The organism is Bradyrhizobium sp. CER78, from assembly GCF_029846235.1.
GTDB lineage: Bacteria > Pseudomonadota > Alphaproteobacteria > Rhizobiales > Xanthobacteraceae > Bradyrhizobium.
In genome coordinates this window covers 71,357-85,260 of record NZ_JARVWP010000013.1, presented here as the reverse complement: position 1 = coordinate 85,260, position 13,904 = coordinate 71,357, and the positions used below count along the sequence as shown (strand labels likewise).

Here is a 13,904-nt window from a genome sequence, read left to right as displayed (position 1 = left end):
AGGATGGCATTGACCCAATTCGCTGGTGTGTTGTTGTGCTCTCTCTGCAGCTTTCCTGGCTTGGTGCTCGCATGCGATATCGATGCGGCGAATAGGTCAACCAAGTCGATTCAGGAAGAGCTGTCGGCAGGACGGATTGAACGAATTGACGTCCGTCGAATTCCGGATGATCTCAACACCTTTATCGGTGTCAGGCGCGAGGAGTTTCGAAAGTATCCCCACGCACACGGCTCGATTGTCATAACGGAGCAGCGCCAGCTGGAATTGGAGCGAGTTCTGAAGAGATTGAACCCGGCCGAACTGTCTGATCCACCGGACCTCCGATGGGAGATTGTGTTTCTTGATCAGTCAGGAAGCAGCGTCCATTCGATATTCCTAGACAAATGGAACATCGGGATGACCGGACGTCGGGGATTCATCGATGGAAATTTGTGCAAATTTCGATCCTCTCTGATCAGCTGGATTGATGGACAACTTCCAAGCACCGCATGGTCCGATGTGGCGCCAGCACAATCCGCGCAGCAAGATGGGAGTTGAGGAATATGCGAAAGCCTCGAGTTGGTCGGATGCGCGGCTACCATCAACTGGATGCAAGATGAGCAACCGGGTGGATTGAGTTGGGAACGGAATCACCGGGAGATGAAACGGCCCAAACGGTATCTCCGACAGCGGCGATCGCAACGCGCTAGACGAGACGTGCAGCATGGCGCTGCGCGCCTCACTCCACGCTGCGCTTCCAGTAGCCGGTGCCGAGCTTGCCGGTGATCACGGCGGTCGCGTAGTGGACTTCGTAGGTGCTGGCATCAAGCCATGACGACCGCGCATCCGAGTGTCATTTTCGGCGGCCGGCTCGGCTCCTACAAATATCTCGACATGCACCAGGCGATCGGCGCCGCGCTGAAGACGTTCGAGCACGAGGTCGAGCCGTTCTTCACGCAAGGAGATATGCGCCTGCGTGAAACGGCCGCGCGCCGCCGCGCCTTGTCGCCCCTGCCGGCGTGATCTAATCCTGCCGGCGCGGGCCGCGAACCACATAACAATCGCCCGCGGTCCCCGGTGAGGAAACAATGCGAAAGATCGTCATTGCCGCGGCTGCCGCCGCCACGTGTCTTGCTTGCAACATCGCCCATGCCGCGCCGCCGCTTCCGGAAGCTTCGGCGCACCAGGCCGGTTTCTCGGACCAGGGGCTGGCGCGGCTCGACGACTTCTTCGCGCGCGAGATCGCGGCCAAGCGCGTGCCCGGCGCCGTGGTGGCGATCGCGCGTGACGGCAAGCTCGTGCACTACAAGGCCTATGGCCAGCTCGATCCGGTCAAGGGCACGGCGATGCCGATCGATGCCGTGTTCGCGCTGGCCTCGATGACCAAGCCGATGGCGGCGGTCGCAGGCCTCACGCTGATGGAGCAGGGACGGTTGCCGCTGCAGGCGAAGGTCGCCGAGTATTATCCGGCATTCGCCGACATGAAGGTCGGCGCGCAGCAGGCCGACGGCTCGTTGACGATGGAGCCGCAGGCGCGGCCGATCTTCATCCACGATCTCTATCGCCACACCTCCGGCCTGATGTATGGCGGCCGACCCGACAGCGCGAGCGCGCTGGCCCGGCTCTATCCCGACGGCACCGCGCCGGCAGTCGAAGGCGACACGGCGGCCTTCATCGACCGCATCAGCAAGCTGCCGCTGGTGCATCAGCCCGGCACCGAGTTCGAATACGGCTTCTCGATCGACGTGCTCGGCGCCGTCGTCGAGAAGGTTTCCGGCCAGCGGCTCGGCGACTATCTTGCCGCCAATGTCTGGAAGCCGCTCGGCATGAAGGAGGCGACGTTCCACCCGAGCGATGCCCAGCGTGCGCGGCTGGCACGGCCGTTCCCCAACGATCCGCTGACCGGCAAGCCGCAAGCGATCAAGCTGCTCGATACGCCGACCAGGTTCGATTGCGGCGGCGCCTGTTCGTTCGCCACCGTCGGCGATTATGTCCGCTTCGGACAGATGCTGCTCAATGGCGGCGAGCTCGACGGCAAGCGCATCCTCAGTCCGCAAACTGTGCATCACATGACGTCGAACCATCTCGGGACCGAGATCAAGAACAACGTCGCCGCGGTCGAGCCGCATCGCGCAGGATTCGGCTTCGGGTTGGCGGTCGCGGTGCGTACCAGTGAAGGGCTGTCGTCGGTGCCGGGCAATCCCGGCGAGTTCACCTGGAACGGCGCCTATGGCACGCAGTTCTTCTGCGATCCGAAGGAGCGCCTCGTCGTGGTGGTCGGAACCGCAGCGCCCGGCGAGCTGCGCAAATATTATCGCGAGAATGTGCAGGACATCGTCTACGGCGCGATGGTGAAATAAGCCGCCTCGCTGCGACGCCGGTCATCAACACCTGCGGAACAGCAAAAGGCCCGTCGCTCAACTCGAGCGACGGGCCTCACATTGGGGGTCACCACTGTCGATAGTAGGGGCCGGTCAGCGTGCCGTTGTTGTTCCCTTCAGGGCCAACATCGCCCTGCGTCGAGCTCGGCGTCGGATGATTGCTGCCATTCATCGTGCCATAGCCGTACCAGCCCGGTTCCACCTGGTTGTACATCACATACGGCTGGGCACCGTAGCGCGGGCCGCCATAGTACCGTGTGCTGGGGCTGCCATACGGATAATAGCCCTGCGCGAACGCACCCGCCGTCGTTGCGATCAGCGACGCCGCGGCCAGAGCCAGAATCTTGGTGTTCCGTTGCATTCATACACTCCTTGCTGGTGTCGCCACCAACGACCGCCGCGGACCAGCGTTCCTGATCCGCCATGCAGCTGACGAAGGGGAATTTGCACGGAGCTGGGATCAGGATTTGGTGAAGTGCCTTGCGCTGTGAGATTGGCGCGCCGGCTCTGCCCGGTCGCATGCATTCGCTGGATCGCTATGCTTTTCCAGCTATAACGGTCCACAGCAAGCTGCGCCCGAGCTGGGCGGTTCGTAAAAGGAAGCCCGCCGACCGGGGCGGGCAAGGTCTCAGGGAGGAACACGCTCTGACAAGGGAGCGTGCAACCAGTCTCCTCGATTCGAGTGCGGCTGCGAAGATCGTATAACTACTGTCATCAGGGCCGGCATTATGCGAATGCTGCTGCGGGCCGCGGCCGGCCGGCAAGGCAATAACAACGCGCAATAACCGGCGCGAATAACAGGGGAAGTTCATGAGCACGTCTGGAGTTTTTGCCCGCGTCGTCGCGGCGATCGGGGCCGGCGCCGTGGCGTGGCGGCGGATGCAGGGCGCGCAGCCCGCGCCCGCCTGGGGCAGCGCGCCGCAGATTCCGGCGGCGAAATCGCAGGGCGCGATCCCGACGCTGAAGATGCCGACCGCCAGGGGCTGGGACAAGGGCCAGCTTCCGACCGCAGCGCCCGGGCTCAAGGTCAACGCCTTCGCGGCCGGGCTCGATCATCCGCGCTGGATCAACGTGCTGCCGAACGGCGATGTCCTGATCGCGGAGGCAACGCAGATCGCAGGCACACCGCGCAGCGTGTTCCACTATGCGATGCAGGCGACGATGCGCCGTGCCGCAGCGCTCGGCGTCAGCGCCAACCGCATCACGCTGCTGCGCGACCGCGACGGCGACGGGGTCGCCGAGAGCCGCGGTGCCTTCATGGAGGGATTGCGCCAGCCGTTCGGCATGGCGTTGATCGGCGACACCTTCTATGTCGGCAACACCGACGGCGTGGTCGCCTTTCCCTACACCGCGGGCGCCGATCGCATCACGGCGGAGGGACGCAAGCTCGTCACCTTCAAGCCCGACGGGCACTGGACGCGCAGCCTGCTGCCGAGCGCCGACGGCAAGCAGCTCTATGCCGGGGTCGGCTCGCTCAGCAACATCGCCGAGAACGGTATGGCGGTCGAGCAAGGCCGCGCCGCGATCTATGAGCTCGATCTCGTCGCCGGCACCAGCCGCATCTTCGCGGGCGGCCTGCGCAATCCGGTCGGGCTCGCATGGGAGCCGACCACGAATGTGCTGTGGACCGTCGTCAATGAGCGCGACGGCATCGGCGACGAGACGCCGCCGGACTATCTGACCTCGGTGCGCGACGGCGGCTTCTATGGCTGGCCCTATTGCTACTGGGGACAGACGGTGGACGATCGCGTGCCGCAGGACGCGGCGATGGTGGCCAAGGCGATCCAGCCGGATTATGCGCTCGGCGGCCACACCGCCTCGCTCGGCCTGTGCTGGATGCCCAAGGGTACGCTGCCCGGTTTCCCCGACGGCATGGTGATCGGCCAGCACGGCTCGTGGAATCGCTCGACGCTGTCGGGCTACAAGGTGGTGTTCGTGCCGTTCGAGAGCGGCCGTCCCTCCGGTCCGGCGCGCGACATCCTGTCGGGCTTTCTCGCGCCCGACGAGAAGGTCTCCTACGGCCGCCCGGTCGGCGTCGCGATCGGTCCTGATCGCTCGCTGCTGGTGGCCGACGACGTCGGCAACGTGATCTGGCGCGTCACGGGCGCGTAGCCCTTCAACGCGGCCTGCCGATCGACTGCATGAAGTTGCGATCGGCCTCCGGCAGCGCGTCGGTCCAGGCCGGCTCGTCGCCGATCCGGCGCTACGGCGCTAAAAGGTAACGGCCGCTGACAGATTTCGCGGCGGGGGAAGGGGACAACAACCCCTCCAGGCCCGATCGCTCGGAAGCGCATAAAACCGGAATGAATTCCATAGCGGTTCTCAACCATGCCCCTTGAGCTTTCTTCAACTTCCCCGGCCGATGCTTGGTTGGCTGCAGGGATCGACAAGGAGCTTGAGCATGCCGGCCAAGGCGCGAACGACCGCACGAACGACCGCAAGCAACGCCGCCGCGCAATCGCGCGAGGATATCCTGAACGCGCGGGCCATCAGCACGCTGGGCGCCGGCGTCGTCAACGCGATGAGCGCGATCGGCGCCGCCGTCATCAAGAAGCACAAGCCGTCGCTCGGCAAGAGTCCGGATTGGTTCTGGCACATGTTCGCGAAATGCGAGGCCAAGGCCGCGCGCGTCGCCGAGCAGGCCGCGCGCGATCCGCAAGCCTGCGGCGATGCCACCTTCATCGAGGTCTATGCCGCGCAATTGCCGAAGCTGATGACGGCGGCACTCGAGAGCCACGAGAAGGCGCTCAAGGTGAAGTGACGCGGCGTTCAAGAAGGAGAGCGTGATAACGGCGGTCGTCCCGTTATCGTTCCCTCGACCTCTCGAATGCACCGCCGCAGCAGGGCTGCCATGCAGCTGAAACCGCGACCCGCCGCCGTTCGTAATGGTGGCGGAAGCCCGCGCCCGCGGGCTTCGGATTTTTTCAATCCGGGACGTTCGATGGTGAAGCACCTTATCTCCGATGAAGAGCAGTGTGACGCGTGCAACGGGACAGGCTTTCCGAAGGTCAGGCAGCCGAGCGAGCCGGGACGGAAAATCTATCCCGAGCCTTGCAAGAAATGCGGCGGCAAGGGGCGGATCAGGAGGGCGACGTGGGGCAAGTGACGACGTAGAGCAATCAGTCTTGTAGGGCGGGTTAGGCGAAGCCGTAACCCGCCATGGCTCCATTGCGCAGTGTTGCGGCGGGTTACGCGGAGCCTTTCATCGGGCCGCGCTTTGCGCGGACCCGGTGGCTAACCCGTCCTACGCTGCTGCGATCGCGGACGGCGACCGCGTGTGACACGCGTCACGGCGGCCACGCGCGCCGCACGCCATTGATAGCGCCATGAACGGGCGGTGCCCCGTCAATCATGGAGCTGAAAATGACGTCCACCCTTGCAATCAGCACTTCCGATGACGGCCTTGCTCTGGTACCGGAGCACGATCAGGCCGCCGCGTCTCTCGTCCCCGCCGCTCTGCCGCAGCGCCAGTTCTGGGAGACCGAGCACACCCGGCCGGACTTCCAGCCGTCCAACGATGCTGCGCCCGAGCTTGTCGCGGCGACCGCGAATTATCTCGGCGAATGCATGCGGCATCCCTATCTGCCGGTGGCGGAGATCCGTGCGCGGCAGTTCGCCCGCATCAAGGAGCTGGTCGAGCTCGCCTACCGCGACATTCCGGTCTACCGCGCCAAGTACGATGCAGCCGGCTTCAAGCCGGAGCATCTGCGCGACTACGACGACATCCAGAAGATCCCGGTCATCACCAAGCCTGAGCTGGTCGCGGCCTTCCCGGACCAGTGCGTCAACAAGAAGTACAAGCCGGAACACCTGTTTCCGACCCGCTCGTCGGGCTCGTCCGGCCAGACCCTGTTGATCCGCGTCGACTATGACGCCGTCATCACCGACACCATCCAGGGCGTCCGCCAGTTCGCGATGCAGAGCGGCGGCAATTACCGCGCCGAGGACCTGCTCGCCCATGTCTATACCGTGCCGTGGTGGTTCGATTCGATCGGCGGTGACTATCCGACCGCGTTCATCTCGAACCTGATCCCGCCGGCCCGCGTCGCCCAGCATCTGCGCTATCTCGGGCCGAAGATCCTGTCGCTCTATCCGTCGAGCCTCGATGCACTGATGCCGCATGTCGACGAGTTCCGTTCTTCGCTCAATCTCGCGGTGACGCATTCGGAATACTCCTCGCGCGCCGCGCGTCAGGAATGGTCGCGCCAGCTCGGCGTGCCCGTGCTCGACGAATACTCCTCCGAGGAGGCGACGCGGATCGCGCTCGAAATGCCCGATGGCCAGTATCACGTCTGCGAGGACACCGTGCATCTCGACGTGCTCGATCCCGTCACGATGGAGCCGCAGGCTCCCGGCCAGTCCGGCATCGCCGTGATCACCAACCTGCTCAACGAGGCGATGCCGTTCATCCGCTACGTGCAGGGCGACTACATCACCCAGCCGGCGAATCCTGCGCCGTCGGATATCAACTGGTCGCAGATCGCCAGCATTGACGGCCGGCTCAACGACGCCTTCGTCAACCGCGATGGCCGTAAGGTGCCGGCCGGCAGCATCCTCGATGCGACCTATCGCTGGATGTTCGACTGCAACCTGCATCTGGCGCAGTTCGAGATCGTGCAGCGTGGCGTCGATCTGGTCGAGGCGCGCGTCGTGCTCGGCCAGGATACGCCGCTGTGCCGGCTGCACAGCTCGGTCGCGCATCTGGAAGACCTGCTCGCAGCGTGCCTCGAGCATCCGGTCCGGGTGCAGGCCAACGCGCTGCTGGCGTTTCCGCCCAAGGTCGGCAAGCGCCGCCCGATCCGCCGCGAGTTCGATTAATAGCGGCAACAGGGGTGCGTGCCATGACACAGTCACTGAACCGCATCGCCGCGATGACGGCGCGCTATTACTACATCCTGCGCTCGTCATCGCTGCGGCTGCTCGAGATCATCTACTGGCCGGCGATGCAGATGCTGGTGTGGGGTTTCCTCTACACCTACCTCTATGACAGCAAATCGGCGATGGCTTCCACCGCCGGCCTGCTGCTCGGCGCGGTCCTGCTCTGGGACGTGCTGTTTCGCGGCCAGCTCGGCTTCACCTTCACCTTCCTGGAGGAGATCTGGTCGCGCAACCTCGCCAATCTGATGATGAGCCCGTTGCAGCCGTTCGAGCTCGCGGCCTCGCTGATGCTGATGAGCCTGATCCGGCTGGTGATCGGCACGCTGCCGGTGATGCTGCTGACATTCGTGCTGTTCGGCTTCAACGTCTTCGCGATGGGGCCGGGGCTGATCGTGTTCTTCCTCAACCTGGTGCTGACGAGTTGGGCGATCGGGCTCGTGGTCGCAGGCCTCGTGATCCGGCAAGGCTTTGGCGCCGAAAGCCTCGCCTATTCGATCATGATCGTGCTGCTTCCGTTGTGCTGTGTCTACTATCCGGTCGCGGCGCTGCCGCTCTGGCTGCATCCGGTCGCCTGGTCGCTGACGCCGACCTATGTGTTCGAGGGCATGCGCGCCGTGCTGCTCGACGGCACCTTCCGCACTGATTTGATGATCGAATGCCTCGCGCTCAATGCCGTCTATCTCGGCATGGGCTTCACCACATTCGTCGCCTTGCTGCAGAGCGCCCGCCACAAGGGCGGCCTGCTCACGATGGGCGAGTAAGGGGAGACATCCATGAGCCGCATCGAACGCTTTTTGCCCCGCCGGCATCTGACACCAGTGTCGGCAAACACCACGCCCGCGCAGGACAACGCGTCGGTCCGCCTGGATACCGAGGACGCACCCGCGATCGCGGTCGAGCGCCTCTGCAAACAGTACCGCACCCATTGGGCGGTCGACGATGTCAACTTCATCGTGCCGAAGGGCTGGACGGTCGGCCTGCTCGGCGGCAACGGCGCCGGCAAGACCACCACCATCGCCATGATCATGGGCCTCGTGGTGCCAAGCTTCGGCCGCGCCATGGTGCTCGGCCACGACATGGCGACCGAGCGACACAAGGTGCTCAGCCGGATGAATTTCGAAAGCCCCTATGTCGCGTTGCCGGGCCGGCTCACCGTGCGCCAGAACCTGATGGTGTTCGGGCGGCTGTATGGCGTCGCCAACCTCAAGGCGCGGATCGAGGAGCTGATTGAGGATTTCGAGCTCGGCGACGTGCTCGACCGCGTCACCGGGCGGCTCTCCGCCGGCCAGAAGACCCGCGTCGCAGTGGCGAAGGCGCTGATCAACGATCCCGAGGTGCTGCTGCTCGACGAGCCGACGGCCTCGCTCGACCCCGACCGCGCCGCGTGGGTACGCAGCCGGCTGCGCGCCTATCAGAAGCGCCGCGGCGCCACCGTCCTGCTGTCCTCGCACAACATGACCGAGGTCGAGCAGCTCTGCGACTTCGTCGTGATCATGAGCCACGGCCGCGTCGTCGCGATGGGGCGTCCAGGCGAACTCGCCGAGCGCTTCAAGTGCCGGGACCTCGACGAGGTCTTCATCTATCTGGCGAGGGTCGCGTGATGTCCTTATCTGGTTCTCCGAACGACAGACCGGTTGCGATCCGCAGGGAACGCCGTTCGGACGTGGCGGCGCGAGAGAGTCTGCTCGACGACGCATTCGGTTCCGGCCGCTTCGCCAAGACCTCGGAGCGGCTGCGCGAGGGCCGCAAGCCTGCGCGCGGCCTCGCGTTTGTCGCGCGCCGCGGCGGCTGCCTGATCGGCACATTGCGGCTGTGGCCGGTCGTGACCGGTACCGGTCATGACTGCCTGCTGCTCGGCCCACTTGCGGTGGCGGAGGAGGCGCGATGCCTCGGCATCGGCGCCGCGCTGATGCGCCAGGCGTTGCAGCGGGCCAATCTGCTCGGTCATCGCGCCGTCATCCTGGTCGGCGACGCCGCCTATTACGACCGCTTCGGCTTTTCGGCCGAGCGGACTGCCGCGCTCCGCATGCCCGGCCCCTACGACCGTCAGCGCCTGCTGGGCTGCGAGCTGGTGCCGGGCGCGCTGAGCGGGGCTGGTGGCCTGATTGTTCCAGCCAGCCCTCGGCCATCGCGGTTGTCCGGATTGATGGACCGGATTGCCGGCAGCCAGGCCCCGATCGGGCAGCCGGCCTGATCCGGCACCTTTTCCGCCATGGGAGGCCTTTTCCGTCATGGGAAGGCCTTTTCCGTCATGGGAAGGCTCTGGGGGCATGGCGATTTGGCCGGTCTTGGCGTAAAGCAGCGCCAAATCGTCATGCGGCTGTGCCGCCTGCCGGGTACGCAGCCTCAGGTCGTCCCGCTCGACGTTCTGCGCCCGGATCAATCAAGGTTTCCCATCTCGTGCCCTTTCCGACCACAAGTTCGCCGCTCGCCCGCGCCCTGGCTGAGCGCAACTACGAACAGCCGACCCCCGTTCAGCTCGCCGTGCTCGCGGACGACGCCGTCGGCCGTGACCTTCTGGTTTCCGCCCAAACCGGCTCGGGCAAGACCGTTGCCTACGGATTGGCCATGGCGAAGGACCTGCTCGGCGACAGCGAGCGGTTCGAGCCGGCCGGCGCACCGCTGGCGCTGATCGTGGCGCCGACGCGCGAGCTCGCCTTGCAGGTTCAGCGCGAGCTGGCATGGCTCTACGAACATGCTGACGCACGCGTCGTCTCCTGCGTCGGCGGCATGGACCCGCGCCGCGAGCAACGCGAGCTTGCGGCAGGCGCCCACATCGTGGTCGGCACGCCCGGCCGGCTCTGCGACCATCTGCGGCGCGGCCGTCTCGACATTTCGGGATTGCGCGTCGTCGTGCTCGACGAGGCCGATGAGATGCTCAATCTCGGCTTCCGCGAGGATATGGAGTTCATCCTCGAAACCACGCCCGACACCCGCCGCACCCTGCTGTTCTCGGCGACGTTTCCGCGCGGCATCGTCGCGCTGGCCAAGCAGTATCAGCACCAGGCGTTCCGGATCGAGGTCGCGGGCGACGAGGGCGGTCACGCCGACATCGAGTACCGTGCCATCCGGGTCGCTGCCGACGACGTCGAGCACGCGGTCGTCAACGTGCTGCGCTTCCATGAGGCGCCGAGCGCGCTAGTGTTCTGCAACACAAGGGAAGCCGTCAGGCATTTGCAGGCGGCGCTGCTGGAGCGCGGCTTCTCGGTGGCCGCGCTGTCGGGCGAGATGACCCAGAACGAGCGGACCCAGGCGCTGCAGGCGTTGCGCGATGGGCGGTCGCGGGTTTGCGTCGCGACCGACGTCGCGGCGCGCGGCATCGATCTGCCGAGCCTCGATCTCGTGATTCATGCCGATCTGCCGAAAGACCCGGAGGTCATGCAGCATCGCTCCGGCCGCACCGGCCGTGCCGGCCGCAAGGGCGTCAGCATCCTGCTGGTGCCGCCGGCACGGCGGCGGCGCGCCGAATTGCTGCTTGATCTCGCCGGCATCGATATTGTCTGGGGCACCGCGCCGCAGGCCGACGAGATCCGCAAGCTCGACCATGAGCGCCTGCTCAAGGATGCCGTGTTCTCCGAAGAGGCGACATCGGACGATCTGGCCCTCGCGCAGGCCTTGCTTGCCGAACGTTCGCCTGAGGCGATCGCCGCGGCGCTGGCCCGGCTCTATCGCGCGCGGCTGCCGGCGCCCGAGGACATTCTCGATCCCGGCGAGGGCCGGGGCCGCGACCGCGGCGATCGCGCCTCGCGCCGTGAGGAGCGTGCCGCCGGGCCGCGAGCGAAGACCGGCAAGTCTCCGCGTCACGGCATGGAGGAAGCCACGGTCTGGTTCCGCGCCGCGATCGGGCGCCGCAAGAATGCCGAAGCCCGCTGGCTGCTGCCGATGATCTGCCGCCGCGGCGGCATCGACAAGCGCGACATCGGCGCCATCAAGATCATGGATACCACCACCGAGTTCGAGATCGCCGCGCGGGTCGCCGAGTCCTTTGCCGTCAAGATCAACCGTCCGGACAAGGAAGACAGCATCCGCATCGAGCCGCTGGCGGACGCTGCGCAGGGCGAGGCGCGTGTGGAGAAGCCGGCGCGCAGGCCCAGGCCCGATCCCAGGCCCGATTCTTGGCGCGGTCGGGACGACGGCGGGCACCGCCCGCCGCGCAGTGACGAGCCGCGTGATGATGCTGCAGCAAAGCGCCGCGGCAAGCCGGATCGCGAGGCCAAAGCTTTTTCGAGGGAAGGTGCGAGCGGTTCGCGCGAAGACCACGCCTCAAAGCGGGAATCCGGAGCCCCGTTCCGATTCGATCGAAACGAAAAGGGTGCGAGGCCGACATCGGGCGATGAGCCCAGGTTCGGCAAGAAAAAGAAGCACCGAGGCAAGGCCGGACACACGCAGTGGCCGGACGTGTCGGCCGCAAAACCAAAGTTCGGCAAGAAGCCTAAGAAGAAGCGGCGCGGCTGAGCTGCCCTTGGTGTCACACTAAGTGAGGTGAGCAAGCTGCTCGGGCTCCCTCCCCCCTTGCGGGGGAGGGCGGGGAGAGGGGTGGCCACGGGCGAGATCATCGATGTGAGGTCAGCTCGTGCGATTTCGGCTGCGTGTGTTGCTCACTTCGACTGAGTGGAGAGAGCTTGCCGTGTGGCACCCCTCTCCCCAACCCTCCCCCGCAAGGGGGGAGGGAGCCCTTCCGTCAGTGCGTCCCTTACAACTGCGATGCACTGAGTTGTCCGACGGGCAGCTCGGCAAAACGCGTCGTCAACTCTTCGCGACGATGATGTGCTACGCCACCAGCGCGATCTTCGGCACAGTGGCGAGCACCGACTGGTTGCGGCCGTTGGCCTTGGCGGCGTAGAGCGCCTTGTCGGCGGCTTCGATCAGGTCGGACCATTGCTGGCCGGCGAGCGGCCGCATGCTGGCGACGCCGATGCTGACCGTGGTGATCAGCTCGCCCTCGCACCATTGCTGGACCTTGCCACGGATGGTCTCCGCGAGGTTGAAGGCCTCGAGCGCGGTCATGTTGGGCAGCAGCACGGCGAATTCCTCGCCGCCGAAGCGCGCCGGGCAATCGCCGGCGCGGCGCACCGCATCCGAAATGCAGATCGCGATTCCGACCAGCACCTGGTCGCCGGCCTGATGCCCATAGGTGTCGTTATAGGCCTTGAAATGATCGGCATCGATCATCAACAGCGCAACCGGCTGGCCGTAGCGGCTGGCGCGACGCCACTCGCGGTCGATCTCGGCATCGAACTTGCGCCGGTTCTTCAGGCCGGTGAGGGCGTCGGTGGTCGCCATCTCCTCGAGCCTGTCCTCGGCGTCGCCGCGGCGGACGATCTCGCGCGCCAGCACCAGCGCCGCGCTGAGCACGAACAGGATCAGAAAGCCCATGATCGCGCCGATCCGGATCGCCTCGGTGCGCCAGAGATTGAAGACGGCCTCGAGCGGCTTGCCGACCACGACGTAAAGCGGCCCGCTGCCGCTGCGCCGGACATAGAGACGCGCCGTGTCGTCGACCGGTCCCTTGCCGGAGAACGCACCGCCGATCTTCAGGTTCTCGGATTTCCATTCCAACTGGTCGGCGAGGTTCTTGCCGATCACGTCGAGATCGAACGGCGTCCGCATGATGATGGTGCGGTCGTTGCGCAGCACGGTGATGGTGTCGCCCGGCACGAGGTTCAGCCGCCCGAACAGATCGTGGAAATAGCTGAAGCGGATTGAGCCGACCACGACGCCGAGAAAGCGGCCGTCCTCGCCGACGATGCGCCGGCTCAGCACGATGGCGTAGGCGCCGCGATGCAGCATCGGCCGGCTGATATACAGCCCGGTGTCGGGACGGTCGCGCTGGACGGTGAAATACTCCTCGTCGCTGCGGTTCTCCGGCTGCGGATCGAGGCTCGCCGCGTCGATGGTCAGATCGCCTTTGCTGTCGAACACCTGGATTGCGCCGAAATGCTTTGCGGTCGCGGCGTGGTCGAACAGGATCAGTTGGCGCAGTTCCTTGCTGACATTGCGGATCTCCGGCATTTCCAGATTGCTGGCGACCGCCCGCAGCGACAGGTCGTAGAGCTCGATGTTGCGGCTGATGTCGGCCTCGATGCCTGACGCCAGGTTTTCCAGGGTGCGGCGGGCGAGCTGCTCCTCGCCGCGGCGCATGTCGAACATCACACCGGCGCAGACCGCGGAGAAGCCGAGGACAGTCGCAACCGACGCAACGACCAGCAGCTTGGCCGATAGCCGCCAGCGCCGCCTTGCGTCGTGTCCGCGTCGAAATTGCATGTCCCGCTCCAAAGCGCCGTCATGCAACGGGAAATCTTGTTGTCGCCTTAAATGGCGACAGCGGCCGCCGAATGGGTTAACGGGTGGTTGCTGGAACCCTGAGCCTTGAGGATGACGTGAACGACTACGACGCGCTGCGAGATTATCTGAAGAAGCAGCATCTGCCCGAATTCGTGCTGACCTTCGAGCAGATCGAGGAGATCATCGACGCGTCGCTGCCGCGCGCCGCGCAGCGCGCGTCGTGGTGGGAAACCCTGCGCAGTCCGCAGGAGAAGATGCCGCAGCGGGAAGCCTGCCTCGAGGCCGGCTACATCGCGACGCGCCAGGCCGACGGCAAGAGCGTCAAGTTCAAGCGCATGCCGAAGCCGCGCTGACGCGCGAAGCGTAGCACGCCCTGGGTCG

The 13,904-nt window shown here is 65.5% G+C and carries 13 protein-coding genes; 11 read left to right on the top strand and 2 right to left on the bottom strand.

The window, feature by feature from the left end:
• The first annotated feature begins 3 nt into the window (after positions 1 to 3).
• From QDT69_RS25700 to QDT69_RS25690, 3 genes are all read left to right on the top strand, one after another.
• Positions 4 to 537: a hypothetical protein gene (locus QDT69_RS25700; RefSeq protein WP_279709269.1), complete on the top strand. Its 534-nt coding sequence runs from the start codon at positions 4 to 6 to the stop codon at positions 535 to 537.
• Between the two features lie 273 nt (positions 538 to 810).
• Positions 811 to 1,002 carry a hypothetical protein gene (locus QDT69_RS25695; protein ID WP_279709268.1) on the top strand — a complete coding sequence of 64 codons (192 nt, stop codon included), beginning with the start codon at positions 811 to 813 and terminating at the stop codon, positions 1,000 to 1,002.
• 65 nt (positions 1,003 to 1,067) lie between these two features.
• Entirely contained in the window at positions 1,068 to 2,339 is a 1,272-nt protein-coding gene (locus QDT69_RS25690) for a serine hydrolase (RefSeq protein ID WP_279709267.1), read from the top strand.
• A gap of 88 nt (positions 2,340 to 2,427) precedes the next feature.
• Here QDT69_RS25690 and QDT69_RS25685 read toward each other — a convergent pair whose 3' ends face one another.
• On the bottom strand, positions 2,428 to 2,721 hold the full coding sequence (locus QDT69_RS25685; RefSeq protein WP_279709266.1) for a hypothetical protein: 294 nt from the start codon (positions 2,719 to 2,721) through the stop codon (positions 2,428 to 2,430).
• Between the two features lie 449 nt (positions 2,722 to 3,170).
• Between QDT69_RS25685 and QDT69_RS25680 the strand changes: the two genes are divergently transcribed.
• The 7 genes from QDT69_RS25680 (at position 3,171) to QDT69_RS25650 (ending at position 11,693) form a co-directional block, all read left to right on the top strand.
• Positions 3,171 to 4,472 (top strand): sorbosone dehydrogenase family protein, encoded by a 1,302-nt coding sequence (locus QDT69_RS25680; RefSeq protein WP_279709265.1) that lies wholly within the window; start codon positions 3,171 to 3,173, stop codon positions 4,470 to 4,472.
• Between the two features lie 289 nt (positions 4,473 to 4,761).
• On the top strand, positions 4,762 to 5,121 hold the full coding sequence (locus QDT69_RS25675; RefSeq protein ID WP_279709264.1) for a hypothetical protein: 360 nt from the start codon (positions 4,762 to 4,764) through the stop codon (positions 5,119 to 5,121).
• A gap of 602 nt (positions 5,122 to 5,723) precedes the next feature.
• Positions 5,724 to 7,178 (top strand): hypothetical protein, encoded by a 1,455-nt coding sequence (locus tag QDT69_RS25670; protein WP_279709263.1) that lies wholly within the window; start codon positions 5,724 to 5,726, stop codon positions 7,176 to 7,178.
• A 23-nt stretch (positions 7,179 to 7,201) separates the two neighbouring features.
• The gene (locus tag QDT69_RS25665) at positions 7,202 to 7,999 is read left to right on the top strand and encodes an ABC transporter permease (RefSeq protein WP_279709262.1); all 798 of its coding nucleotides are present in this window, start codon (positions 7,202 to 7,204) and stop codon (positions 7,997 to 7,999) included.
• A gap of 12 nt (positions 8,000 to 8,011) precedes the next feature.
• Positions 8,012 to 8,839, top strand: a complete 828-nt coding sequence (locus tag QDT69_RS25660; protein WP_279709261.1) for an ABC transporter ATP-binding protein — start codon at positions 8,012 to 8,014, stop codon at positions 8,837 to 8,839.
• Positions 8,839 to 9,432, top strand: coding sequence for an N-acetyltransferase (locus QDT69_RS25655; RefSeq protein ID WP_279709260.1), 594 nt, complete (start codon positions 8,839 to 8,841; stop codon positions 9,430 to 9,432). Before QDT69_RS25660 ends, QDT69_RS25655 begins: the two co-directional genes overlap by 1 nt.
• Positions 9,433 to 9,638: 206 nt before the next feature.
• Complete coding sequence (locus QDT69_RS25650; RefSeq protein ID WP_279709259.1) at positions 9,639 to 11,693, top strand: DEAD/DEAH box helicase; 2,055 nt, start codon at positions 9,639 to 9,641, stop codon at positions 11,691 to 11,693.
• Between the two features lie 315 nt (positions 11,694 to 12,008).
• On the opposite strand, the gene QDT69_RS25645 is transcribed toward QDT69_RS25650, so the two are convergent.
• Positions 12,009 to 13,502 carry a sensor domain-containing diguanylate cyclase gene (locus QDT69_RS25645; RefSeq protein WP_279709258.1) on the bottom strand — a complete coding sequence of 498 codons (1,494 nt, stop codon included), beginning with the start codon at positions 13,500 to 13,502 and terminating at the stop codon, positions 12,009 to 12,011.
• 116 nt (positions 13,503 to 13,618) lie between these two features.
• Here QDT69_RS25645 and QDT69_RS25640 point away from each other — a divergent pair, with 116 nt between their 5' ends.
• Positions 13,619 to 13,876 carry a hypothetical protein gene (locus QDT69_RS25640; RefSeq protein WP_279709257.1) on the top strand — a complete coding sequence of 86 codons (258 nt, stop codon included), beginning with the start codon at positions 13,619 to 13,621 and terminating at the stop codon, positions 13,874 to 13,876.
• The last annotated feature ends 28 nt before the right edge of the window (positions 13,877 to 13,904 follow it).